The organism is Vreelandella sp. ssv (genome assembly GCF_059448525.1).
Window position 1 is genome coordinate 1,340,590 of sequence record NZ_CM182545.1, and the last position, 25,144, is coordinate 1,365,733.

General features: G+C 52.7%; 15 protein-coding genes and 1 tRNA gene. 9 read left to right on the top strand and 7 right to left on the bottom strand.

The window, feature by feature from the left end:
* Nucleotides 1–6 precede the first annotated feature (6 nt).
* The gene (locus AC5TBW_RS06150; protein WP_495511214.1) at nt 7–1,260 is read left to right on the top strand and encodes a hypothetical protein; all 1,254 of its coding nucleotides are present in this window, start codon (nt 7–9) and stop codon (nt 1,258–1,260) included.
* A 493-nt stretch (nt 1,261–1,753) separates the two neighbouring features.
* On the opposite strand, the gene rfaH is transcribed toward AC5TBW_RS06150, so the two are convergent.
* From rfaH to AC5TBW_RS06185, 7 genes are read right to left on the bottom strand one after another with little or no spacing between them, the layout of a single operon-like run.
* A complete protein-coding gene (rfaH, locus tag AC5TBW_RS06155) occupies nt 1,754–2,272 on the bottom strand; it encodes a transcription/translation regulatory transformer protein RfaH (RefSeq protein WP_495511215.1) in 519 nt (172 codons plus the stop codon).
* Between the two features lie 30 nt (nt 2,273–2,302).
* Nucleotides 2,303–3,628, bottom strand: coding sequence for an aminotransferase class I/II-fold pyridoxal phosphate-dependent enzyme (locus AC5TBW_RS06160; protein ID WP_495511216.1), 1,326 nt, complete (start codon nt 3,626–3,628; stop codon nt 2,303–2,305).
* On the bottom strand, nt 3,625–11,043 hold the full coding sequence (locus AC5TBW_RS06165) for a type I polyketide synthase (RefSeq protein ID WP_495511217.1): 7,419 nt from the start codon (nt 11,041–11,043) through the stop codon (nt 3,625–3,627). The genes AC5TBW_RS06160 and AC5TBW_RS06165 overlap by 4 nt, the downstream gene beginning before the upstream one ends.
* Entirely contained in the window at nt 11,040–12,659 is a 1,620-nt protein-coding gene (locus AC5TBW_RS06170; protein ID WP_495511218.1) for an LTA synthase family protein, read from the bottom strand. Before AC5TBW_RS06170 ends, AC5TBW_RS06165 begins: the two co-directional genes overlap by 4 nt.
* Nucleotides 12,652–13,449 (bottom strand): SDR family NAD(P)-dependent oxidoreductase, encoded by a 798-nt coding sequence (locus AC5TBW_RS06175; RefSeq protein ID WP_495511219.1) that lies wholly within the window; start codon nt 13,447–13,449, stop codon nt 12,652–12,654. The genes AC5TBW_RS06170 and AC5TBW_RS06175 overlap by 8 nt, the downstream gene beginning before the upstream one ends.
* Nucleotides 13,446–14,684, bottom strand: a complete 1,239-nt coding sequence (locus AC5TBW_RS06180; RefSeq protein ID WP_495511220.1) for a capsule polysaccharide biogenesis protein — start codon at nt 14,682–14,684, stop codon at nt 13,446–13,448. The genes AC5TBW_RS06175 and AC5TBW_RS06180 overlap by 4 nt, the downstream gene beginning before the upstream one ends.
* A 1-nt stretch (nt 14,685) precedes the next feature.
* Nucleotides 14,686–16,692, bottom strand: a complete 2,007-nt coding sequence (locus AC5TBW_RS06185; RefSeq protein WP_495511221.1) for a capsule polysaccharide biogenesis protein — start codon at nt 16,690–16,692, stop codon at nt 14,686–14,688.
* A gap of 345 nt (nt 16,693–17,037) precedes the next feature.
* On the opposite strand from AC5TBW_RS06185, the gene AC5TBW_RS06190 reads away from it, so the two are divergent.
* The 8 genes from AC5TBW_RS06190 (at nt 17,038) to AC5TBW_RS06225 (ending at nt 24,910) form a co-directional block, all read left to right on the top strand.
* Nucleotides 17,038–19,005: a sensor domain-containing diguanylate cyclase gene (locus AC5TBW_RS06190; protein ID WP_495511222.1), complete on the top strand. Its 1,968-nt coding sequence runs from the start codon at nt 17,038–17,040 to the stop codon at nt 19,003–19,005.
* Nucleotides 19,006–19,083: 78 nt separating this feature from the next.
* On the top strand, nt 19,084–20,031 hold the full coding sequence (locus AC5TBW_RS06195) for an AEC family transporter (protein WP_495511223.1): 948 nt from the start codon (nt 19,084–19,086) through the stop codon (nt 20,029–20,031).
* 90 nt (nt 20,032–20,121) lie between these two features.
* Nucleotides 20,122–20,198, top strand: a tRNA-Arg gene (locus AC5TBW_RS06200).
* 156 nt (nt 20,199–20,354) lie between these two features.
* Nucleotides 20,355–20,633 carry a hypothetical protein gene (locus AC5TBW_RS06205; protein WP_495511224.1) on the top strand — a complete coding sequence of 93 codons (279 nt, stop codon included), beginning with the start codon at nt 20,355–20,357 and terminating at the stop codon, nt 20,631–20,633.
* A gap of 612 nt (nt 20,634–21,245) precedes the next feature.
* Nucleotides 21,246–21,962: a hypothetical protein gene (locus tag AC5TBW_RS06210; protein ID WP_495511225.1), complete on the top strand. Its 717-nt coding sequence runs from the start codon at nt 21,246–21,248 to the stop codon at nt 21,960–21,962.
* Between the two features lie 159 nt (nt 21,963–22,121).
* A complete protein-coding gene (locus tag AC5TBW_RS06215; RefSeq protein WP_495511226.1) occupies nt 22,122–22,586 on the top strand; it encodes a hypothetical protein in 465 nt (154 codons plus the stop codon).
* 367 nt (nt 22,587–22,953) lie between these two features.
* Nucleotides 22,954–23,805: an FRG domain-containing protein gene (locus tag AC5TBW_RS06220; RefSeq protein ID WP_495511227.1), complete on the top strand. Its 852-nt coding sequence runs from the start codon at nt 22,954–22,956 to the stop codon at nt 23,803–23,805.
* A gap of 109 nt (nt 23,806–23,914) precedes the next feature.
* Nucleotides 23,915–24,910, top strand: a complete 996-nt coding sequence (locus tag AC5TBW_RS06225; protein WP_495511228.1) for a DUF5677 domain-containing protein — start codon at nt 23,915–23,917, stop codon at nt 24,908–24,910.
* Nucleotides 24,911–25,144 lie beyond the last annotated feature (234 nt).

Consider the following 25,144-nt stretch of genomic DNA (forward strand, 5'->3'; position numbering starts at 1 on the left):
GTTAATATGACGCGCCTTTTGAGTTTGTTTGATAGAAGCCTACCTTTTTTGACAGCCGCTTCTCCAGGCGGCTTTAGAATTTTCGTACTTGCTTTTGCTGGTTTTTTTATGGCAAGAGAAGATATGGTTTATTTCTCGACAGAATATACATTAGCATCTTTTTTCGTAATGATGTCGGGCATTGGTTTTGCAACCATTCTGCTAAAAAGTATGGCTGAAAAAGCCAGCTTTGCAGTTTTCGTAAGGTACGCTATTTCTTCGGCTTTAATAGGAGGTATCCTGGCTGGCGTTTGTCTATTTCTAATCTCATACCTAGTGCCAGTGCCTGATTTATATTCAGTTTTTGTCTTGATATTGGTTACCTCTGTCTATCAGGTGTTTAGAAATTACTTGGTGTTTAAAAGAGATTTTTTTGATTTGCTTTTGAATGATGTGTTAGTGGGGGTAGTGTTTGTATCGTCTGTTTTCACTCTTTTTATAAGCTATAAAGAGCTAAGTGTTTCCAATATTATCAATCTACTTTCTTTTTCTTATTTTAGCGCATTTCTTCTAATGCTCATATATATGGGTCTGAGAAAGCGAGTTAGCTTGACAGGAAGTTTTGGTTTTATATCTAAGCAGAATGCAGCTTCCAGTTTAATAGTCGGTTTGTCTAACTCTGCGAGCAGCGGAGTCGGTTTTGTTTTACCTTCTATTTTTGTCTCATTAGGTGGTAGTGATATTGCGATAGTAGCATCGCTTGCCGCTGCTGTTTTCAGTGCTATGTCTGCTCTTCCGAGAGGGATTATTAACAATAATGCTGCTTCACTGTCTAGAATGGTTATGATGCGTGAATATTCAATGTTGTTGGTTAGTGGTTTGAGATTAAAAATATATAAGTTGGTGTTTTTTTTGGTGCCATTTCTTTCTTTTATAATGATTCTTTACTTTTATATAATAGGCAGTGTGAGTGATATATTGGTGGTGGTTTTCTTTGTGGGTGCATTCGGTTTTAACGTGGCATCTGGACAGCTTGGTGTTGTAGAGTCCGTATTAATTAATTTTTGTGGTTATGAGAGGCTTTCTCTGTATTTCAATGCGGCGGTTTTTGGATTTGTTATGTTTTTATTTTTAGTCGTGAAGTTCATTCCAGCTGCAAAAGAACTCTTGTTCATAGTTTATATGACTCCTCTTATATTGGGTTTTGTTAATATATTTAGAATGTACTGGTATAGAGGTTTGGTGAAACGTTTTTTCGCTGAAACTTACCAAAACAGTTGATTTTTAGAATTGCGAGCAGATTAGTTGCTATTTTCAATGTCTAGCTCTGGTTGCTCTTATATTAACAACGCTTTGCGTTCATAAAAGTGTATGGCAGAGGTTTTGAGTGTGCCCCAGATATTTGTTTCTCTCGGATACCTCGTTAGCCCGCACCATTGGTGCAGTTACCTGGTTTGGGTGGTTTTTCGTCGCCGTGGTAAACGTTAATGCACCCGCGGATGCAGCGCCGAGCCGCGCTGCCAGCTTTTTTGCATGCTGGGTGGGAACAGGAATTCCTTTGATGCGTATTTCTTGATATCTCGCCAGCGCGAAGAGTAATCGGCGTCGCCTTCTGGTAGCGTCCAGAGGCAATGGAGATGGTCGGGGAGCAGTACTTACGCATCCATCCTGAAGGGGCGCTCGTCTTTAACACGACGAAACGCACGGCCCAGGGCTTCAATATTTAGACGATCAGCGAGAAGCAGTTGTCGTGATTATTAGCCGTGGAGCGTCGTTACACCTTGCTTAAGGTGTCGATAGGGACGTCGAGGTGCTGTGGGCGGTTGAGGACGTTGAGCAGTACGATGGCACGCTCTTCGCCTTTGCAGCGAGTGAAGATGGCTTCGAGATCTTTGAAGGGGCCGTCGGTGATGGTGACTTTCTCACCGGCGCTGAAATAGGTGTGAATGCCTTCCTGGCGGTGTGGATGTGCGCGTAAGGTGTCGACCAGTGGGTCAGGTACGGCAACAGGGCGGTTACCAAAGGTCAGCAGACGTAAAACACCACGGGTGGAACGAATGGGACGCCAGTTACTGACTACTTGATCCAGGCATATAAACAGGTAGTAGGGGAATAGCGGTTCGGTCACCGTTGTGAGTTTGCCCTGGCGTTTACGTTGGCTATTCAGCACAGGATGGAACACCTCATAGCCCTGATTGGTGAGGTGTTCGGCGGCGCGAAATGATTCGCCCCCTTTGCATTGAATAACGTACCAGGAGGACGTTGCGCCTTCCTGGTCGCTGTCAACATTCATGCGATCATCCTTGGTTTTGGCGCTGCTAACTTAGGCCATCAACGCGGCGAGTGCATCTAGCGTTTGATCAATGTGAGCCTGGGTATGGTCACACGAAAGGAAGAAGCGCAGCCGCGCGCTTTTTTCGGGCACTGCCGGATGCAGGATCGGTTGCACGTTGATCTGCTGTTCCAATAGCCCGTGGGAGAGCCTTGCTGCTGCCGCAGAACTACCAATAATCACCGGTACGACGGCGGCCCCGATGCTTTTGCCAGTATCCAATCCGCGGGCGGTGGCCTGCTCGAGGAAGTAGCGCGAAATGGCGTGCAGGCGCTGAACCCGCTCGGGCTCTTGCTGCATGAGTTGCAGCGCTGCCAGGGAAGGGGCCGCGACCTGTGCGGGCATGCCTACACTGTAGAGAAAACCGGGCGCCAGATAGCGTAAGGTTTCCACCAGCGGTTTGCTGCCTGCGATATAGCCGCCGCAGCCCGCCATGGCTTTGCTCATGGTGCCCATCCAGATATCCACGTCACGCGGGTCGATATCGAAATACTCGCGCAGCCCCAAGCCAGTGTCGCCCATAACCCCGAACGAGTGTGCCTCATCGACCATCAGCCACGCCTGGTAGCGCTGCTTGAGTTCGATAAAACGCGGCAGCTCGGGAATGTCACCATCCATGCTGTAGAGCCCTTCGATCACTACCAACACGCGTTCAAACTGATGCCGATGACGGGCTAGCAGGGCTTCCAGTGAGGCGGGGTCGTTATGGCTAAACGACATGCGCTTGGCCCCGGAAAGCTGTGCGCCGACGAGCGAACTGTTGTGGATATACTCGTCGTGGAGCACTAAATCTTTAGGGCCAAGCAGGTAACCCAGCGTGGACACGTTGGTGGCGTGACCACTTACAAACACCACCGCGTCTTCCACATCGTAGGCGGAGGCCAGGGCCTGTTCCAGCTCCTGGTGGATAGGCCGTTCGCCGGATACCACGCGACTCGCGGAAACAGAAGTGCCGTAGCGCGCCACGGCATCGCAGGCGGCCTGATTGATACGCGGGTCGCCCGAGAAGCCGAGATAGTTATAGCTGGCAAAGTTGATGCAGGTCTGCCCGTTGATCACGCTGGTCGCCCCAGCGGTGCCTTCGTGCACCTTGAAGAACGGGTCGACCAAGCCTAGTTGATCGGCGGCTTGACGCATCATGGCAATTTGCTGATAGCCGGGCTGGGCATCGAAGCGCGTAAAGCGCTCCGGCACCGTGCGCTGCTCAGCCCCTTGCCCATTGGATGACGACGCGGTAGCGCTGGCAGCACGCGGCGCGGTGCGTTTGCGTGCTTGTTCCAGAAGTTGCTGTTTCAATTCAGAGCGCTTGGCGGTCATGGTGTCTCGGTCGCGAATGATGAAGATGCAGAGGTAGATTCAGTCGTGAATCCCTCCGAACCGTGTTGTGCGGCCAGCGAGGCTATCGCATCTTGCGGGGCTTCTTCAATATCGTCGTGCTGATGCATTTTCTGAATGAGCACGCCCGCGAGTTTGTCGAGCGTCGATGCTTCGCTAAGCACCATTACTGACACCTGAACGCCCAAGCGGTTCTCGATAGCCGTCATTAGCTCGACGCCCATCAGGGAGTCAAAGCCCATGTCATAGACCGAGCGGTGGATATCGAGCTTCTCTTCATCAATCAACAGAATGCTGGCCAGTTCAGCGCGCAGTAAGTCGGTGACCGTGCTGTGTAGCTCTTCTGGCGAGAGGTCGGCCAGCAGGGCACTGATGTCATCGTCGGCATCCACACTGCTGTCGTCATCGCTGGCACGGGCAATTTCATTAAAGCGCGGTGCTTCAGCGGTCGGTAGGAAGCGGGCAAGCGCGCCCCACTCCAGCTCCAGCACGCCAAGGCTTGGCCCTGGGGTCAGCAGCATTTGCTCGAGCACATTCAGCGCGTCATCCGAGCGCAGTGCTGAACCCCCCAGGCGCTCTTGCAGCGCATCCCGGGTACGGGTGTTACGCGCCAGGAAGCCGACATCTTCAATGGCGCCCCAGCGTACGCAGGTCGCCGGTAAGCCCGCGGCGCGGCGGTTAGCGGCAAAAGCTTCCAGCCAGTGATTGGCGGCCACGTAGTTAGCCTGACCGGGGTTGCCGAACAGCGTAGTGGCCGACGAGTAGAGCACGAAGAAATCCAGTTCCGTTTCGCGCGTGAGCGCATCGAGGTGGCGGGCACCGTCGATTTTAGGCGCCAGCACTTTCTGAATACGTTCGGCATCCAGATTGCGGATCAGGCCATCGTCGATCACCGTGGCAGCGTGCACAATGCCGCGAAGCGGTGCGAGTTCAGCGTTGGCACGCTCCAGTACTGCGGCCAGAGCAGCGCGGTCGGTAATATCGCAGGCCGCAGCCAGTACCTTAACGCCTTGCTGCTCGAAGGCCGCCATTGCTGCTTGGGCTTCTTCGCTGGCGGGGCCGCTGCGGCTAAGCAGAATCAGCTGCCGCGCGCCTTTCTCTACCAACCATTGAGCGGTTCTTAACCCGAAACCACCCAGGCCGCCGGTCACCAAGTAGCTGGCATCCGCGGACAACTGCATTGCTGCCGTGCCCAGTACTTCGTTCTGGGGCGGTGCGATAGGCTGTTCGTAGGTAACGACCACTTTGCCGATCTGGCGCGCCTGCTGCATATAGCGGAAGGCGTCGATCACCTGGCTGTGGCTAAACGAGGTAAACGGCAGTGGACTGAGGGTGCCATCGTTAAACAGCGCCATCATTTCGCCAAACAGACGTTGTGTCAGCGCGGGCTGCACCTTCATTAGCTGGTCGGAGTCGATACCGAAGTAGCTGAGGTTATTGCGGAACGGGCGCAGGCCAATATGGGTGTTTTCGTAGAAGTCGCGTTTGCCCAGCTCCAGGAAGCGGCCGAACGGGCGCAGCGCACGCAGATTCTGGTTGATTGCTTCCCCGGCTAGCGAGTTAAGCACCACATCCACGCCTTCGCCCTGGGTGTCTTCAAGGATCTCTTCGGCAAAGGTGAGTGAGCGCGAGTCGTAAAGCCGCTCGATGCCCATCAGCCGCAGGAAGTCGCGCTTCTCTTCGGAGCCCACCGTGGCGTAAATTTCCGCGCCTAGCCACTGGGCGATTTGCAGCGCGGCGATACCCACGCCGCCAGCGGCGCCGTGAATCAGCACTTTCTCGCTGGGTTCTACCCGCGCCAGGTGCTTGAGCGCGTAGTAGACCGTGAAGAAGGTCGTTGGAATCGTGGCCGCCGCGGCAAAACTGATGCCTTCCGGCAGCGGGGCAACGGCGTGTTGGCTGGCGATGACTCTATCGCTGAAGCTGGCGGGGCCGAAGCCGACCACCGCCTGTCCAGGCGTCACGTGGGTGACGTTGCTGCCAACGGATTCGACCACGCCTGCGAACTCGAGGCCCAGGGTCGGCCCGGCAAAGCCGTTCTCAATCGCTTCATCGGAGAGCAGGCCCAGGGTGTACATCACATCACGGAAGTTAAGCCCGGTGGCTTTAACGCTGATTTCAACTTCGTCAGCGCTGGCTTGCGGTAGCGGGCGTGGCCGCCACGTTAACTGGCGCAGCTGCCCAGGCATGGCAAAGCCGAGCGTCATCGCCTGATGCGGCTGTTGGGTCTGCTCGTTAGTCGGTTCTGCCGCCGCCGGTCGCGGCGCGGGCAGGGTGCGTAGCCGAGTGGCAAAGCGGTGGCCCTGATTGTCGATCAGCGCTTCGTTTTCGCTATCCGGTTGAGCCAGCAAGGTGGCCCAAGCGTGTAACGATTGCTCGCTGACCGTTGTCGGTACATCCAGCAGATAAACGTTATGCCCGACAGCTTCATTGGCGAGCGAGCGCCCAAAGCCCCATAGCGCGGCATCACCGGGCGCTTCGTTAGCGCTGGTGGCGGGGGTTGCCTGCCAGAGCGCGCTAAGGCCGTGGGTCACCAGCCATAAGGAGGCGGCCAGCGACTGCTGCTCTAACGCCAGCGTCCACTTGAGGGCGTGATCACAGCGAACAGTTTGCGCTTCAGTGCTGTTGGCGCCCAGGCCACGCAGGTCAATCACATTGAGCGTTTGTTCTGGGTGATTCGCCAGTACCGATTGCGTTAACGCATGTGCCAGCAGCTCGGCAGGCGCGCTCTGGCTAACGCTGAGCAGCGCGGAAGCACCTTGCGTTTGCAGTGCCTCGACGAGATTGGCCGACAGCGCTTCACTGTTGTGATCGGCGACCACCAAGTGACGCCGTTGGGTCGCGGCGGACTCGTCATCGACCGTTGCTAACGGGTAGTGGGCGTGGAGCAGGTAGGCACCATTCTCACTCTCTTCCAGTGCCATTGGCGTGGAAACCACAAAGCCTTGATCGTTCAGCCAGCCGATAAGGGGCTCTTGTTCCAGCGCGGTTTGGTCGATTCCGGGCGTGGCCAGAAGATCATCCAGCCAGCGGCTCGGAGCGATACCGATCAGCATGACCTGGGCGCCTGGCGCTAGCTGCGCGGGCAGTGCTTCTATCAATTGGCGCGTCGCGGCGGGATGGGTGACATCCACGCTGATAAACGCTAATTGGGCTTTTTCCACGCCAGTGGGGGCGGTTAAGGCAGCGAAGTCGTTTTGGTCAAGATGCTGCATATCCATCAGAGGGAAACGTTCTTGCAGCTGCTCTGCCTGATGGCGCGTGCTATCGAGGGTGGTGATCACGCGATAATGGGTAAGGTCGTGGTAAAGCGCCTGGGCACTGCGTTCCAGTAACCGTTCGCCCAAAGCAGGCGCACTGGGGCCTGCTTCGAGCAGCTGCAATCGCTGCCCAGCAGGGAGCTCTGCTATCAGAGCGTCGATCAACTCGCCTAGCCCGCCTGCCAACGCCTGCCAGCCGCTTTCACCCACCAGTACGCGGTTTAAGCGCGCAAGGTGTTCCTGGCTAATGCTCAGCGCTTCAAGATCGCTGCTGCCGCTGCGCAGCGCCTGTTGGTGAAGCCCTAAGCGGCCCACCAGATGGATAGGTGCAAAGTAGTCCGGGTAGTCCTGCACCAGCAGTTGCCAGATAACGTCAGGCGAGTGCTGCGCGACTTCTGAATCAATAGCGGTTTCTGCGTTCGCGCGCTGCTGTGCAAAGGCTTCACTGAGGCTATCCAGCAGTGGAGCGACTTCGTTGCCATAGCGATGGCCGGTGCGCTCACCGTAAATAGTGGCTATATCGGCCAGACGGGCCAGCGCATCGGCGGGCAGTGCTAGTGGCGCTGAATGCAGCGGCGCTGGGGTCAATTCAACGTCTAAGTAGCTAAAGTGCTGCTGATGCGCGCGATTAAGACGAATCGCTTTAAAGCGGGTTTGACTCAATACCGCTACCGCATTGCCAGCGGCGTCGTACAGCTCAAAATCGGCGGTAAAGGAGTGCGGTGAGCGCTTGCCCATCACGGCGCGGGCGATAACCGGCGCGCCAGCCTGGGTGTTGACTTGAATGCGACCGACGCGAACCGGGACAAAGGCCAGCTGGGCGGCAAATGCGCTATGCTGGGCCAGCAACGGGATAAACATCTGGAAGGCACTATCCAGAATGCCGGGGTGTACGTGCAGCGTGGCTAGCTGCGCCTGCACCTCATCTGACAAGGCGATTTCACCAATCACCGCATCGCCTTCGATCCAGCCCTTGGAAATGGCCTGGAAGGCGGGGCCGTAGTGCAGACCAATACGCTCGGCCATTTGCAGGTGATCTTCCAGCGTGTAGTCCGGCGCGCGGGAAGGTAGCGCAGGTGCCTGACGTTTTAGCAGGAAGCCACGGCTTTCGCGCATGGTGCGGGCCACGGCATTCAGTTGCCATTCACTGCCAGTGGCGGGCTCACGGGAGTGGATCTCCAGGCGGCCATCTTCCGGCAGGTAGGTCAACCGCATGGTACGGCCATGGGGGCCGTCCAGCAGCAGCGGGGCGCGAATTTCGAGCTCTTCGATATCCAGCAGCGGAGTGTCTTTTAGCTGTAGCGCCGCGGCCAGGGTCAGTTCCACAAAACCGGCACCGGGGAAGACTGCGCCTTCGCCGACGACGTGGTCGGCCAGCCAGGGCTGGCGCTGGGTATCGAGCTGACTTTCCCAGGTATGCTCATGCTGCGCCAGCGGGTAGCCCAGCAGCGGGTGCTGGTAGTAGCGCGCAAGCAGCCCTTGGCTGTCGTTGGTGGCGTGTACCCAGTGGTGGCCTCGCTGCCAAGGATAGCGCGGCAGCGGCACGCGTTGGCCCACCACCGGCAGGTGGCGGCTAGCCAAATCAAGGCCGCTGAGCAGCAGTTGGCCTAAGCAGCGCTGCAAGCCTTCAAGGCCCGGTTTATGACGTTCAATGGTGCCGAATACCAGGCCGGAGCGCTCTAACTGGCGCAGGGACTCATTGAGGTAGCGGCGCAGAATGGGGTGAGCGCCAATCTCTACAAAGACGTTATGGCCTTGCTCCATTAATGCGCTGGCGGCAGCGTCAAACAGCACCGGCTCACGAATGTTTTTCCACCAGTAGGTGGCGCCCAGCTCAAGCCCGTCGCTTAGCGCGCCGGTCACGGTGGAGTAGTAGGGGATCTGCGTCGCGCGCGGCGTGATATCTGCCAGCGCGTCGATCACGCCTGTTTCAATACTGTCCATCGCGGGACTGTGGAAGGCGTAATCCAACGGCAGGCGCTTGGCAAAAATATCTTGCCCGCTTAGCGCAGCTTCCAATTCACTCAGTTGCTGGCTATCACCCGCCAGGGTAATGCCTTTAGGGCTGTTGATGCCGGCCAGGCAAACCTTGCTGTATTCGGGCTTTTCGAGCCATTCGGCGATGTCATCGGCGCTCATGGCGACGGCGGTCATTTCGCCTTGGCCGCGGGTTCTGCCTTGATAGTCGCTGCGGTAGTAAATCACTTTCACCGCGTCTTCCAGGCTCAGCGCACCGCTGGCCCATGCGGCAGCCACTTCGCCTACGCTGTGGCCGAACACTGCGGTAGGGACAATACCCTGCTCACGCAACCACTCGGTCAGTGCTACTTGCAGAGCAAACAGCGCGGGCTGGGCGACCTCAGTCAGCGCGAAGCGGTTTTCATCGCTTTGCCCATTACGCCCCTCTAGTTCGGCGCGTAGCGAGAAGTCACCGTACTGCTGAAAGAGTGCATCGACACGGTCAATCGCTGCGGCGAAAACCGGTGAATCACTGAGCAGATCGCGGCCCATGGTTTCCCACTGGCAGCCATTGCCATCGTAAACAAACACCGGGCCGACCGCGTTAGTCAGCCGCCCAAGTGTGGTGACGCTTTTCGTTTCCCCGCTCGCAAATTCACTGAGCAGCGTGGCTGCTTCGTCAGCCGTTTGGGCAAACAGCAGCGCACCATGGCTATGGCGTTCACGGTGGTGGAACAGCGTATAGGCGATGTCGTATAGGCTGATATCGCTACTTTCGCGTAAGTCGTTCTCGCGCAAATAACTGGCGAGCGTTGCGGCACTTTGGGTAAGCGCTTCATCGCTGCGGGCGCTAAGACGAATCGGCAGCGTTGAACCAGGTGCCTGCGGCTCGGGTTTGCTCCGCTCGGGCGGGCTTTCCAGAATCACGTGGGCGTTGGCCCCGCCGAAACCAAAAGAGTTAATGCCGATAACGAGACGGCCCTCTTTTTTCAGCGGCTGGCCTTTGGTCACGACTGATAAATTCAACTCATCAAACTTGATACGCGGATTAAGCTTGCGAATACCGATGGTGGCAGGCACTTCGCGGTGCTGAATGCTGTATAGCGCCTTGGCGAGCCCCGCCACGCCGGAAGCCGTTTCCAGGTGGCCCAGGTTACTTTTCACCGAGCCAATCAGCAGCGGTGTTTTACGGTATTGGCCGAGGGCTTCGCCAATCGCGCGGGTCTCGATGGGGTCGCCCACCGCGGTGCCGGTACCGTGAGCTTCCAGGTAGTCGATCTCGTCCGGCGAGATGCCCGCCTGCTGGTAGGCGCGCTTCATGAGGTCGATCTGGGCGCTGGGGTTAGGCACTGTCAGGCCGGATTTATGGCCATCGGTGTTCACCGCGGAGCCTGCCACAACGGCAATAATGTTGTCGCCGTCGGCTACCGCCTGGTCGTAATCCTTGAGCAGAAAAATGCCTGCCCCTTCCGAGCGCACGTAGCCGTTACCCGCTTCGTCAAATACCTGGCAGCGGCCTGTTGGCGAGAGCATGCTGGCTTTGGAGAAGATGATAAAGCCGTAGGGGTGCAGGTGCAGGCTGATGCCACCCGCCATCGCCATGTTGGTTTCACCACTGCGAATCGATTGGCAGGCTTGGTGAAAGGCCACCATGGACGACGAACAGGCGGTATCCAGCGACATGCTGGGGCCGTGCAGGTCAAACACGTAGGACAATCGATTCGAGGCGATGCTGGAGGTATTGCCGGTGGCGGTTGAGGCGTCAATGGCCGACATGTCGTCCGCCATCCGGTATGAGTAGTCGAGACTGGCGACACCTAAAAATACCCCACACTGGCTGCCGCGTAGGGAGCTGGGCAGAATGCTGGCGTCTTCCATGGCTTCCCAGGCGAGCTCTAGGAGCATGCGCTGCTGGGGGTCCATGTTGGCCGCTTCACGGGGCGAAATACCAAAAAACTCAGCGTCAAACCCGCTGATGTCCCCCAGGCTGCCAGCGGCAAAGGTCACGCTGGTGCCAGGGTGGCGTTTATCCGGGTGCAAAAAGGCGTCGTGGCTCCAGCGATCAGCGGCCACTTCGGTAACTAAATCTTTTTCGGCTTGCAGGTCCTGCCAGAACGTTTCAGGGGTGGTGCCGGGGAAACGATGGGCGGCGCCGATGATGGCAACGCGTTTAGTCATTCTTGCTCCTGAGGTTCTGGTTCTGCCTTGATCACATCGCTACTCATATCATGTCCAAACACCTGTTTGAACAGTTGGACACCAAGCTCGTTTGCGGCTAGTTCATAGGGTCCACTATCTGTTGCCAGATGCTCCGTTGACCATATCATGTAGGGGGTGCGGCTATCAGGGGGCGTAAAATGGGTGTACGCCTCCGGTAGAATCGGCACATGATCCCCATACCAGCCTAGCAGCCCTGGTCGCTTTGCAGTATTTAGCGAATTTTTAACGTTGGCCAACATCTTGTCGGATTCACTTAAATGGTGCAAATAGACCGCAAAATCACGCAAATGACCGGGTAGTGGCCAAGGCGCATTGGGCAGCGTTTTAGCTAACGTCGCTTGGTTGGGTGCTTCCAAATGTAGCGGGCCGTGATTTTCCATGGTGATTACAAAGATAAATAGCGGCCTATTATCGTCATCTTCAAGCAGGCGTCCAATCTTTCGTGCAACTGCCAAGTCGCTAATGTATTGGCCGCTTTTGTCGCTGCTCTCGAAGGCATTGATATCTATAAAGTGATCAAAGCCTAATTGGGGTATCACCTTGTGACGAAAATAGAAGCTCGCGAGGTAAGGGTGGATACATACGGTGCGGTAACCCGCCGCTTTCAGCGCACTCGCCAAACTCGGCATTGGGTGGCGTGAAAGGGTGCGATAGGGATTGAACTGGCGTGCGCCCCACTGGTCGGGAGCAATGCCGGTTAATACCGCGCACTCGGTGCGCACGGTGTTGGCGCCCCAGGCGGGCACATTCAATGCGCCATGTAGCGTGGCGTTTGCGCGGGTATTGTCGAAATGGTGAAGAAGATTGGCACCGACCTCTTCACACCAGGGGCGCGGGTCGAAAAACGATTCACTCTGCACCAGTACTACGTTCGGCAGGTTCCGGTTTGGCAGTGCCTGGTTAGGCAGAGTTTGCTCATCTTTAGATGCTTTAGCCACCTGGGCTAAGTGATAAAAAGGCGACTGTTCCGGCGTTGGCACAGGTGAGCGCATCAGCGCCATACCGTATGCCCACAGGCTGGCGAAAAGCCCTAGGCGCTGTAGGTCTTGAATGGGCTGCAGGGTAATGGCGGGCAGCTTCGGTAGGCTGAAAGAGAGCAGGAGCACGCCGATGGCGATGATCTCAAACGCGCTGATTAAAAAGCGGCTAGCGCCCTCGCTGGTGACTAGCGACGTTTCCCAATAGAAGAAAGCCCCAATGGCTAAGGCTGCCGCGCTGCTGGCGGCAATCGCCAGGCCAATGCCGAAAAAGGGCACATATAAGCGTGGATGCAGAATGGCATCCAAGAAGTATTCGAAGTCGTGGCAAATAAACGGCTCGTTAAGCGTGTGCGATTTGGTGTTACTCGACTGCACGACGACCAGCTGTAGCGAGAGAAACACCATGACCGCGAACCAGGGGCGTTGCAGTAGCAGCACCAACAGGCCGAACATCAGCACCCAAGAGCCTACATGCACGCTATTAGCCGCCAACCCGCGCTTCCAGAAGGCTCGCGGACGGGGATTGAGCAGGGCTTCAAAACCACCGCTCAACAACAGCCCTATCAGTAGTGGCCACATCAGCGCGCTAATCATGGGGCGTGCCTGCTGAGTGATTAAAGCCCAGGTGTTTAATCAGCCACTGTGAAACGGCGGCGGGCAGTACCGCTAACCACCAGGTACCGAAATTAAGCGGAAAGGGGAAGCTTACCCGCGCACGGTTAGCGCTAATGCCACGCTTAATCACTTTGGCGGCGCGCTCGGGCGGCCACTCCCAAGGTTTGGGGCCGGGCATGGCGTCGCACATCGGTGACGTCACGTAGCCAGGCATCACCACCGTAACGCCAATGCCATGGGGGGCGAGTAACCCGCGCAGTCCTTCGCCGTAGGCTTTAATGCCTGCTTTGCTGGCGCTGTAGCTGGGTGTGGTGGGCAGCCCGTGCCACCCGGCAAGCGAACTGATCAACACCAGTTGGCCGCTGCCGCGAGCCTGCATGGCGGGCACTAGGTGTTGCACCATGGCGATGGGCGTTTTCAGATTAATATCCAGCAGCGCCTGCACATCTGCCCAGGGCTCTAAGATATCAGGCCCCTGGGGATGGGTATTTTTGCCCGCATTGGCAATCACGATATCTGGTGCGTGCTGTTTGCAAAGATCCGCTAGCCAGCTTTGCAGGGCGTTATCATCGGTTAGCGTAATGGTTGAGAGCGTAACTTGGGCACCTTGCTGACGGCAGCTTGCAGCCAGTGCTTCGAGCGTTTCTAACCGTCGGCCGTGCAGCACGAGATGGGTGGCAGGGTCGGCATAGGCGAGAGCTAGCGCCCCACCGATTGCCCCCGTGGCGCCAGTAATCAGTACACAGCGAGAAGGTTGGGGTTGGCTCACAACAATCTCTCCAACGGCGATGGGCAGGCTTCGAGTATGCGGGCGGCGTTATCCACAGCCAAATCGATACCGGGCTGGCAGTAGTAGCCGCCGTTAACTTGAACGGCATGCATCACGGTCTTTTGAAAGTAGCCAAATAGCTCGCCGTTGGGTGGCTGAGGCTGCTGCCAAAAATCCGCTAACCTCCCTTGGTAGGTTAGTCCATCAAGGTTGTAGATGGGGTCGCTAAGCGCAAAGGTCGGACAGTTTTTTTCCAGTGACACAATACCCACTGTGCTATTAACGGTGACATTACCCTTGGCATTTTTGAGCAGAACGTTTAAATCTCCTGATTCAAGATAAACAATGCGCCCCTGCAATCCATGCCGTTCTGAAAGCTGGTTAATAATGCTCGGGTAGTTGACCAGCCCCATATCCAGCGGGTGGTTTTTTATGCATAGCTGGGTATCGCTGGGGGCGTGTAGGGCAAACGATGCCATCACGTCGTCCATCACTTCCTGCATATTAGCGTAAGGGGAGTGATCACGGATTTGCGCATCGCTATTTAGCTGCAACGGCAGCATAAAATAGGGTTTGCCGCTCTCGATCAGCGCTTGGATGCGTTCGGCATCGCGTTTTTTCCAGAACTTTAACTGGGTAAAGCGTTTCAGGTAGCCTGCGTATTCTACGGGCGCAGTAATCGGCGCGTGATTGCGATAGTGCGGCGTAACCAGTGGATTGGCCAGTCCGGCCAAGTGGTAGCCTACATCATGCATGGCGCGAATTTTAAAAGAGGAGCGAAAACGCACGGGTGCAGGCGGTTCGGGGAGCGATTTGCCAGTTTCATAAAACCAGCTTGGATCACGGGGCAGCAGCGAGTGGCCGTTAACGCCTTCGCGCTCCAGGGTGATCCAGAACGGGCGAAAGTAGCCCTCTTCAAACACATGGGTGCGTACGCCTGCGGCGGCGGCATTATCGACTGCGGGGCGATGAATGGGGCGGCGGTCGCCAAACACGACTTGGTCGGTTATCGCGTACTGCTGCCACAGATGTTGGATATAGCCAGGTAACTCGGCAAGCGGACCGCGAAACAGGTGGCTCTCGCCATGGGTGCGCTGCCAATAGGCGATATCGCCCGCATTGAAGTTGACCTTGACGACACGATGCCCATCGTTCACCAGACGCTTGGCTAAGCGCTGGTAAAACGGTGAGCAAACGCCCTGCAAAAATAAGAATGCACGCTTCTGATGCTTCAACTCAATGCCTTCCGATCAACAAGTTACGATAACAGCGGTAGAGATGCTGTTTCCATGTAAGAGTACTTTTTTGTGTTCTTGCCTGTTCCAACAGGCTGACGACGGTTTCCGCATTGCACAGCTGGCGGGTCGTTGGGTCTACATAGCCGGGGTAAAGAATCAGTGTGCCGGCCACTAGCGCATCCAGCGAGAGTGAACGCGTGCGGCGTGGGCAGCTAAGCGCATCCTGGGTTAGTCCCCATCCCGCATAAAAGGGCAGGCCGTAGGTGCTAACGTCCCGCTTGCGCAGAAGCGCTTCAAAACCGGTCAAGGAACTCATGGTATGAACGGCATCAACGCGCTCTAACAAGGTCGCGATATCGATGTCGCTGGCGTCTAGATCATACAGGCGTTTGGCATTGGTATCGAGTGCCCCGACACGCGCACCGCTCAATACATCCGGGTGGGCTTTGTAGACAATATAGGCGTCAGGGTGCGCATCACGCACGGCTTTCAGCAGCCCGCTATTGGTATTAATGTACGGCGAGCCGGTGGCAATAGAGGCGTCGCTCTCCACTTGGCCGGGCACCAGTATGGTGTAACGCCCTTTGGGCAGCTCGACTTCTGCCTGCCCACGCACATTGTACTTGGAGAGCTTGAGCCCCACTAATCGCTGACGTAACTGTTGCGCACGTTGCAACAGGTCTTCACTGAAAGGAGCGCTATCGAGCAGCGTCTCTAAATCACTGGGTTGGCTGGGGTCGTAGTAAATACCCTGTGAATCAATCACCAGTGACAGTGGTTGAGTAAGATCGACCCCCAATCCCACCGAACGAATGAACCCATCTTCCATGCGCCAGAGTTTGGCCATGTGCTGGGCGTGCTGGCGTTTAAAATCGGCATCAATACGGCTAGACCATACCAGCAGCCGTTCATTGGGCTGTTCGCTCTCTGGAAGCTTCGCTTGATAGTTTGTACGCGCGGCAGCGCCTAGAAAGTCGCCAATAAAGCGACGCTTCCACGAGGAAAACCCGCATGCCCGCCAGCTTCCCCGGTAGCGCTCCTGCTGTCGCCGTTGGTCGGCGATCAGGGCAATGGTTTCTTCCAGGGTGGCAGGCTGCCGAGTATAAGGATTGGCGTAGCGGCAGTAGCGCAAATAAGCCGCCGCAAAGACGTCGGCCAGCGTGCGTTTAACGCCGCGCCGCTGGCAGGGCAACTGGTCGTAGGTAAGCCCCCAGCCAGCATAGAACGGAATGCCAAAGCAGTGCACTTGCTTACCGGCAAGTAACGCTTCAAAGCCGAGCTGACTGGTGACGACGTAAACGTGATCAATCTGGTCGAAGAGTGCCCAGGGGTTCACGTCTTCACCGATGACCTTGCAGCGGGGGTGGTCGGTGGCGTTAAGCAGATGCCCCTGCTTTTTTCCGGCAATAACGTCAGGGTGGATCTTGACCAAAATGTCGCTTTCGGGGTGCGCCTCTAATGCGGCTTGCAACATTTGCTGAAAACTTTCCGACCGGGCACCGCCGTAATGAATAGAGGCATCCCCAGCGGTTTGGTCCACCACTAATACACGCGCTCGGCTGACGTTCTGAATCGGCTGGTCGGGAGCGTGGTTATATTTGGAGAGCCGATAGCGGGTGAGCAGTGCCATGCAGCGTTCTGCTTGGGCTAGCTCTTCATCGGTGAAGTTGGCTGTGTTGAGCCAGTTTTCCAAATCAGAAGGTCGCGTGGCGTCGTAGTAAATGCCGGTCTTATCGACCACCAAGCTGTGCGGTTGAAAGCCACTCACCCCTAACCCCAACGAGCGGATAAAGCCATCCTCCAGGGCGATATAAGGCAGCTGGTGGCGCTTGGCATACTGCCTTGCGCGAGTGCTGGTGGGCTTTAACCCCCAGCCAATGATCGCGTCGGGTCTCTGCTTCCATGGGCGAAGGCGGTCGAAACGATTAAATTCGGGCAGCAGCGCAGGCAGGGCAGCCAGTTTGCGAATACCGGTGGATGTGTAACCTGCCGTTCGTGTCGCCATAGATAAGGCCGCAGTTAGGTAACAGTACAAAGGGTAGGCGGGCGAACATACGTGAATTGGCGGGGGTTATCAATTCATCGCCACTCGTAATTGACCGCTAATTAAAAGTTGTGGGTTGCTGGTACTGCGTGTCTAAAACCGTATAGTCAGTAAGGTGGATATACGGTAGGTCTTTCAACGCGCGTATTGATTACGTTTTTGGTACGTTGGCATCCCTAAGCCGTGCTAATTCTTTTAAGGCGCTTAAAATACACTGATGAATGCTATTTATAACAAGGTACTGCGGTGCATTTGCCCGACCTTATAACTCGTTTTTTTCGTTTTCGTACTCTAAAAGGCCGGCTATTGCTGGGCTTGGCTATTACTTGGCTGTTGGTGGTTGCGATACTGCTTGGCATGTCATGGCAGTTGGGTAAAACAATGGTGCACGAGACGAATATGTCGCACCTGCGTTATGAAGCTACCCTCTTGGCTGATGAAACCACCCAACAAATAGAGCTTCGCTTCCAAGCATTAGAGCGCTTACAAGAAATGATTGGTGACACTGATGATACCAATTGGATCAGCTATCAGTTACGCCAAAACGATGGCTTACTGGCTTGGTTTGACGGCGTAGTGGTAGCCAATCGCGAGGGTGAAGTGGTGGCCGATTGGCCCGCTATTGTTGGCCGGGTAGGATTGCAGACGGCGCAACTTGAGTACTTTCGAATGCTGCGTGGCACCCTTCGTTCCTACGTTAGTGAGCCCTTTGTCGGGCGCGCGAGCGGTGTGCCCATGGTCTTGGTCAGCGTTCCACGTCTTACTGAAGAGGGTGAGTTCGATGGCTTTATTGGTGGTGTTCTAACTCTTGATTCCGGTGGCGTGTTTAGCCGGTTAGCCAGGGTGCGCCTGGGTGAAAAGGGCTATGCAGGCGTTGCCACTGCGTCCGGTAAAGTTTTGTACCACCCGGAAGCTTCATTAATTAACGCCTCAGTGCCTGGCAAGGACTTTAATCCCTGGCTGGACTTAGCCTTGGATGGCTGGGAAGGCGATAGCGTGGGCAAATTATTGAATGGTCAAACTGCCCTCCAGTCCTACGCCCAGGTATGGCCTGCCAGTTGGATCGTGGGCCTCTTTTTGCCCATTGATCAAGCCCAATTGCCGCTGGCTACCTTCATTCATAAGCTGTGGTGGCTATGGGTGGCGATGGCACTCTTGATGCTGCCGCTGATGTGGTGGCTGTTGGGGAGAGAGCTTTCACCCCTTAATCATCTTGAAAAGCAGATTGGTGAAGTAGGGCGTGGCTACCGTGAAAACGTCAGTCTTGCTACAAATATGCTCGAACTACAGCAGGTGGCAAGCACCTTTAATCGGGTAGAAGAAGAGCGTCAACTCTTGCTTGATCATCTGCAAGAGCGCGAGGCATTTCTTGACTCGGTGCTCAATGCCGCACCGCAGGGGATGTTTGTCGCTAATATCAGGGGCGATATTACGTATATGAACCCAGCACTGCTAGAAATGCTGGGTATCTCCGCTGAGCTGCCCATGGATAGCTGGATAACGCAGATTCACGTTGATGATCTCGACGGGGCTAGCGATATGTGGCTGCATAGCTTGCGCACCGGCACAGATTTTGTTCGCCAACTGCGGTTTTTACGTAGTGATGCGGAGCTATTGTGGCTGGACATTCATGCTCGCGTGGTCACGATATCCCAAGACGGCCATACGCTTGGTTTAGTGGGCGTTGTAAAAGACATTACCGAGCGCCGGGAGCAGGAGGCGATTCAACGCTGGGAAGCGGAGCACGACCCGTTAACGGGCCTGCTCAATCGCCGGGGCTTTGAGCGGCGTCTGGAAGAAGCCTTTGCCGACTTCCAAAAAACCAGCACGCCGTCGGCCCTGTTGCTGTTCGATTTGGATCACTTTAAGCCAATCAACGATGAAGGTGGGCATGCCCTTGGCGACGAGATGTTGCGGCGAATTGCTCAGGTAGTTGCCTGGGAAGTGCGCCGTAATGATCATGTTGCACGCCAAGGGGGGGATGAGTTTGGGGTTCTGTTGCCCAGTTGCACCTTATCTCAGGCACAAAAAGTGGCCGAATCGTTACGACAGGCGGTAGCCGAAATTTCAGTGGTTCATGAAGGTAAAAAGTACATGGTCACTTTAAGTATTGGCGTGACCACCTTTGATGAAAGCGATATCAACGTAACCCATGTAATGGCTCGAGCGGATGCAGGGAGTTATGAGGCTAAAGGTAAGGGCCGTGATGGCGTGGTAGTGAATATGCCCCGTGACCAAGACGATGTGATGGCGCTTTTTGACTCGCAGGAATAGCATCCCCTGTTTGGTGAGTCGACAATTCCTGCTCAGCAGTAGAATATAAGCAGGTGCTGAACTGACTGAGACGCTGTTGTGAACCTACTTGAACTGTTTGCCCGCACGTTGGATGTGACGTTGCCTGTTTTTGCGATGGTGTTTGTTGGCCTGGGCCTTAAGCGCTTGAAATGGATCGATAGTGCTTTTGTTTCAACCGCCTCAACGCTGGTGTTTAAAGCGACGCTGCCCACCCTGATTTTTCTTAGTTTAATCAAAGCTGACTTGAGCGTTGCGCTAGATGTATCGCTCATGGTGTTTTTTGCTGCGGCAACGCTAGGGCAGTTTCTGCTGAGCTGGGCCTGGGCGCACTATCGAGTCGCGCACAAAGATCGTGGGATATACGTGCAAGGTGCGTTTCGGGGTAATTGCGGGGTAGTGGGCTTAGCCTTGGCGGCCGGTATGTATGGTAACTATGGCCTTTCAGCAGGTAGCCTGCTGGTAGGCGTGGTGATTGTGATGTACAACGCACTTTCAGTGGTGGTGCTGGCGACCTACCAGCCGGGGCAGTCTACCGACTGGCGCAGTTTGCTGAAACACGTGATTACCAATCCGCTGATTATCTCAGTCTTTGCCGCGCTGCCGTTCACTGCGCTCTCGATCCCGCTGCCGAGCTGGTTGATTACTTCAGGGGACTATTTCGCCTCGTTAACGCTGCCCCTGGCGCTGATTTGCATCGGCGCAACGCTCTCCGTTTCAAGCATGCGCGACGGTAGCCAGGTGGCGCTAGGCGCGAGCTGGATGAAAATGGTCACGCTCCCGGTACTGTCCACTGCCGCGGCTTGGTTAGTGGGCTTTTCAGGCGAGCAACTGGGCCTGCTGTTTCTTTTCTTCGCCAGCCCCACCGCCGCCGCCAGTTTTGTGATGGTCAAAGCCATAGGTGGCAATGTCGCCCTCGCGGCCAATATCATCGCCATCACCACACTGATGGCCAGTATCACCGTCACGCTGGGCGTCTTCGCGCTGCGCTTGCTCGGCTGGATATAGTCATAAGCGTGAATCTAGCAACTCGATTGGCCCTACCTTGGGTGACGCGTTATACTACGCGCCCGCAAGATGCGACTAGCCACCGATTAAGTCCCTGTAGCTCAGTAGGATAGAGCAGCCGCCTCCTAAGCGGCAGGTCGCAGGTTCGACTCCTGCCAGGGACGCCAACGGGCTATCTGAAGCGATCACCTAGCATCCCCCTCCAAAAAAGTAGCATTCATTTCCATTAGGCAATTATTTGCCCGTTTGGCTAAGTAAGTGCTATCAGTTCCTAGACTGCATCCTCATACTGCATCGACAAATAATAATTAAAAGGAAAGACCGTGCTTATTAAAGCCATGATGTTGATGCTGGCGCTATGCTTCTCAAGCGTGGCAAATGCTGAGCAGCCGATTGATGCTTCTGAAAACTGGCTGACACAAGCCGAGCTAGCAGTTGAAGAGACTGAATGTGACCTGACGTTCGATACGATTTCAAAAGAGTTTTTCCTAGCCCAGGGCGGATGCTGTAAAACATGCTCCAAAGGCAAGGCATGCGGTAACTCTTGTATCAACCGTGACTACACCTGCCACCAACCGAAAGGGTGCGCTTGTGATGGTTAAGGGAAGAACGTGCTATTTATGATCTTAAAGCCCCGCCACCGTGCGGGGCTTTCTCGTTGCATGGCACGAGCGAGGCTTACAGCGGCACACAGCGGCTATATGGCACGGTTGCCAAGGGGTAGGCCCCCAGGCCGCCGCACCCTACGGCGCGTTGTCCCCCACCCGCCTGCGGTGTTCGCTTGTGGGGTATTTCTTCATGATCCGTCAGAACGAGCCAAAGCCCGCTGTTGCTGGGCTGTAGGCGGGTTTTGGGTGCATTGGAGCCATGCAAAATCATGCGGATTTGTGCACGTTTGGTCAGTAGATGAAAAGCAATATTCTAAAGCTAGCCCTACGGCTGGCCGATAGCATAAAGAGTCATTCCTGATAAGGCTTGTCGGCAACGGTGCGTTCCTGATAGAGGCGGTATAGAGTGGTCTAAAGTCTCAGATGAATGGGTTGTACAGGCGTAGGGAAATGATGAATACTCCTTAAGCTTAATGGAGTAGAGAGTCTGTGAGAGGCTGCCTAATTATCATTCGGTAATTGAATTAATAATTGTTCGGGTATTTGAGAGCACCCCAAATTGGTTAATGTGTTATTTTTTATGTTTTTAGGAATAAAATAAGGCATATGAATTTTCAAAAAATATTAACTTTCATTACGCCATATAGTTTGTTTGTATCGATTTTATATTTGTTTGGTTTCTGGAGCTCATTTGATGTCAATATACTAGAATACATTGCACTTAGCGATGTGTTAAAAAGTGCAATGACTCCATTGCTATATTCAGCTCTTATAGTGATGGCTGGTTTTCTAGTTGGTAGCATGCTAAGTATTCCTTTGTCAAAAAAACTGCCACCAGGCGGAGGGAGGGATTTACCCTCAGCTAAATATTTTAATTGGGTATTGAATATAATTTTCACGACTTCATTATTGGCAATTATGTATCAAATTTTATTTGAGTCTGGAAACGATAGATGGTTTAAGGTCGCGTTATTGTCCATGCTAGTTATCCCTGCATTTGTTGGTGATGTACGAGAGGTCGAACGCTATATTCCTCACAGATATGCTAGAATTTTTATTGTAAATGTTCTCGTTACAGTGGCTGTTTTTGCCTTTGGGTGGGGGGCTGTCGATGCAAATGCTGCAAAGAATAGTCAGCAATATTTAAAGATCAATGGCGTAAGTGTTGAGTATAAATATTTGGGGTGGGTGGGCGATTTCTTGTTTCTTTGGGATAATGAAGCCCAAACTGTAATCGCTAGAGCAAAAGGAAATGTTAATTCTATCGAGTATGAAGTTATAGAAAAAAGATCCATTTTTGAGCGATACATGAATAAAGAGTAAATGTAAAAAAGTACCAAAGAGAAATTTTCTGAATGTGTTGTTTTACATGGGCAGGTTAGGTGTTTAAGCTATTGTAGTTAAGCTTGTTTGAAGTTTGGTAGATTCACTCTTCTATTTTTATAACTAATTGTAAGATTTTTTGATAAAAAGGAATGTGTTTTGTCACCAATAAGAATTGTTACTCTTGCTTTAAGTATGTTTGTATTAAGTTCAATAATTACCAGTATGATAGGGCTTGTTGAGCCATTGCTGATATTGAACGAAAACCAAATCTTCTATTTGTATTCCACTTCTGCACAAGTGTTGGCAGGCATCTATGGTTTAACCTTAACTGGTTTTATATTTTTTCGAAACGAGCTTAGTAGGGAAGAGTTTGAGGATGATACATTAACCGTAGCGGTCGAGAGTCTTAAAGAACGGTATTTCAAAACTCTCCTTTTTGTGACTGCATTGTCAATCTTTACTTTGTTGATATCTAATCTTGTGATTTCGTCTGAAAGTAGTGGAATAACCACTTTCAATACCATTTTGCTGAATACAGCACAATCAGCATTTTTAATAAATCTACTAGTTATTGCCTATTTTATTTTTGATGTTATTGCACCAAAGAGAATAGAAAAATAAAGTAAAATTATACAGCAGAAAGTTGATCCAACTTCTGATGCTGAAGATAAGGGAAGCCTAGAAGATTTTTTAACCAATTACAATCGGCTAGAATACATACTCCAAAAATATGGCCAAGCATATCAAACAGAGCTGGAAGGAGAGAACCGTTCAAGGAGAAGGATTTCAAATGTTAGGCTAGCCGAATTTATATTGAGAGCTAAGAGAATAGATATAAACCTATTTAACGAAATTAAAAACCTTATAACTTTAAGGAATTCAATAATTCATGGTGCCGAGCCAGTAGTAAGTAAACACATGGTTGATTTATCTAAAAGCATACTTCAGGAACTTGCTTTAGCTCTAGACTTAGGGCGCTAACAAGCGGATGCCAGTCGAACTGGTTTTCCGTTGGGATCTAATCTATCCAGAAAATGTGGATATTAGGAATGTTTTGATGGAATACTGCGATACTGATATATTTGGTTCTGTCGCTTTACCTGCTTCAATAGCTGAGATTCTTAATTTGGCTAGAGACCATTCTGGTAATAGACGGAATGTACATTTATGGAGGGGGCAGAGTGATATTGCTTGGCCAATTCATAGTTCTGCTTATAGAAGACTAAGCAGGACTAGCTGGAATGTTAATGAAAAGAGCATGCAACGTTACGAAGAAGACTTGTTAAGGCATGCAACTCATCAAGGATATCGGTTTGAGTCAGGCAGGGAATTATCAGATTTCGAACTATTGGCTAAACTCCAACATCATGGCGCCGCAACAAGGCTGATTGACTGTTCAAGAAACATTATGACTGCTCTCTGGTTCGCATGCGCTTCGGAGCCTGACAAGACTGGTCTACTTTTAGGCATTCATTCTCACCATCTTGGTGGAGGTGAAAATCAGCCAGAGTCACGCGAATACCGAGATATATTTAAAGGTATTGGAAAATTTGAATATCCACAAACCTGGCAGCCCCCAGTTATATCAAAAAGAATTGCCGCTCAAGGTGCACAATTTCTATACAGTACGGTTGCCAACTCCGATATGGGGAGTCTCGCCCTAGGAAAAGAAAAAGAAACACATATAGCGATTGGGATATCTCCTAGTTTTAAAAAAATGGCATTTAATGAGTTGGCGGGTTTGTTCGATATACGCTACTTAACATTGTTCCCCGATATTGATGGGTTTGGTCATGCTAACAGCCATTGGTTTGACGAGTATGAGAGCGAGAGATGGTGATTTCTAGCATTCACAGGCACAGCGACGGCCTTTTGGCTGTATCTATCCTTCAATAAAAATCGTATGTACTGGCATTGTTATGTATGGTCTAAAATTCTGGAGAAAAAACTTGTTTGAAGAACTTATAAAGATAATGGAAGAAAAGCTTATAGAAAATGAAAGTGACCTAGATTATCAGAAAGTTATTGATCTGACTGCGACAGCGTTAATTGAAGAGGTTCGTAAGAATGATGAAGCTAATGTTAAACGGATTATGACTGAACATGATGAATTTATTAAGAGGAATCGAGAGCGATGGGCCCAAGGTTTCACTAAGCTACATGCTTTAAGAGAGACTTGTTTGCAAGCTGGTATGAACTTTCAGCAACAGTTCATAAAAATTCCCAAGTATGAAACTGATGAGTTGATTGGCGTATTTATGCGACAGCATGCTCATGCATGCCGCATTGCTGGAGAAATAATCCATCTTTTGGAAGGGGGCTATCCTGATGCTGCTCTAGCGCGTTGGCGTACTCTATATGAAATGGTTGTTACGTGTTTGGTCATCAAAAAATGTGGTCGTAAGGCTGCTATAGATTATATTAAACATGGAATGGTTCAAACTGCGGATGGCATTGAAGAGCACCGAAGAACGGCTGAAGCTATGGGGCAGGAAACCTTTTCTGACGAGGAGGCATTGTTTTATTCTGATCTTAAAAAAACAATCACTAATGACGATCCTGGATGGCATTGGGCTCGTGAGCACACGGGGTTTAAGAAAATTGATAAATTACGTGAGTTTGTAGAGATGGAAAAATGGTCGCATAACTATAAGCTTGCTAGTCGTTATATTCATTCCGACTATTATGAAATGGCTTCCTTATATGCCATGCGCGAGGCCAATCAAGAGATGTTGCTCTGTGGTCAATCTAATTCTGGGCTTACAGAGCCTGCACATTTTACTGCTATTAGTCTTGCCCAAATTACTTCAGTTTTTTTAACAGCCTATATCGAAGATGAAGATAATGATTTGGATTACAGTGACTCCTTGTTATTTATGAAGGTTATAGATAATTATGTGACTGAAGTCGGCGAGGCTTTTTTAAGCGTCGAAAAGTCAAGCTAATAGTGTTTTTTAAAAGCTCTCGGCGCGACAGCTTTACAGCGTTACAAGGCTTGCTCCATTTTTTGAACATCGGTTACCTATTAGCGGCTTACAGATGAAGATAATGGTATACAGTGTGGTATATAGTATTTTAATATTTCATTTAAAGTTGTTTTAATTCAAATATTTATATGATTTATTTGACTCCTGCCAGGGACGCCAACGGGCTATCTGAACTGAAGCGCTCTCCTAGTA

What these genes read in the sequence shown, in the direction of transcription:
- AC5TBW_RS06185 (WP_495511221.1), bottom strand. Translation starts at nt 16,692, where the DNA reads ATGGCGACACGAACGGCAGGTTACACATCCACCGGTATTCGCAAACTG.
- AC5TBW_RS06220 (WP_495511227.1), top strand. Translation starts at nt 22,954, where the DNA reads ATGCCAGTCGAACTGGTTTTCCGTTGGGATCTAATCTATCCAGAAAAT.
- AC5TBW_RS06210 (WP_495511225.1), top strand. Translation starts at nt 21,246, where the DNA reads ATGAATTTTCAAAAAATATTAACTTTCATTACGCCATATAGTTTGTTT.
- AC5TBW_RS06150 (WP_495511214.1), top strand. Translation starts at nt 7, where the DNA reads ATGACGCGCCTTTTGAGTTTGTTTGATAGAAGCCTACCTTTTTTGACA.
- rfaH (WP_495511215.1), bottom strand. Translation starts at nt 2,272, where the DNA reads ATGAATGTTGACAGCGACCAGGAAGGCGCAACGTCCTCCTGGTACGTT.
- AC5TBW_RS06170 (WP_495511218.1), bottom strand. Translation starts at nt 12,659, where the DNA reads ATGATTAGCGCGCTGATGTGGCCACTACTGATAGGGCTGTTGTTGAGC.
- AC5TBW_RS06160 (WP_495511216.1), bottom strand. Translation starts at nt 3,628, where the DNA reads ATGACCGCCAAGCGCTCTGAATTGAAACAGCAACTTCTGGAACAAGCA.
- AC5TBW_RS06165 (WP_495511217.1), bottom strand. Translation starts at nt 11,043, where the DNA reads ATGACTAAACGCGTTGCCATCATCGGCGCCGCCCATCGTTTCCCCGGC.